1 protein-coding gene is annotated in these 425 nt (G+C 39.5%); it reads right to left on the minus strand.

Features of this window, described 5'->3' with window-relative positions:
* Positions 1 to 229: 229 nt before the first annotated feature.
* The coding region (locus AAEY93_RS20360; RefSeq protein ID WP_351079450.1) for a hypothetical protein at positions 230 to 425 on the minus strand (196 nt) is incomplete at its 5' end.

The raw sequence follows: 425 nt of genomic DNA on the forward strand, positions 1-425 counted from the left end.
GTGATTTATTACCTTGGCATGCCGATCTAAAAGCTTGATGATATCGGGCTCCACCGCTTAATTGACCGCTTACGTTTAAACTAGTTTCCAATTTAAAAAGTATTTCTTTAGTACGATCCATATGACTCCAAAGGTTATAACGTTTTAGTATTTATGCGTTGCGCTGTTTGCAAGGCATAAATCGCTTGTTGGACTTGGCCGATGCCGAGTCCAGGTTAATTGGTACGCTTTATGCTATAGGAATTTGCTTTTTTTGATGCTGGCTCTGGGCTGCAGAGCAGTTTTGAACTGTTGATATTGAGTAGCAGGTAAGTTTTTCATTGAAATTCCTTTTCATTTTATTTTTCCATCTTACATCTTTAAGCCTAACGGTTTCAATGAGGATTATGAACTCAATTGAAGCCTCATTTGGCTCCGCGCAGCGG

Origin of the sequence: Shewanella sp. CAL98-MNA-CIBAN-0140 (assembly GCF_040309905.1) — a bacterium.
Taxonomy (GTDB): Bacteria; Pseudomonadota; Gammaproteobacteria; order Enterobacterales; family Shewanellaceae; genus Shewanella; species Shewanella psychromarinicola.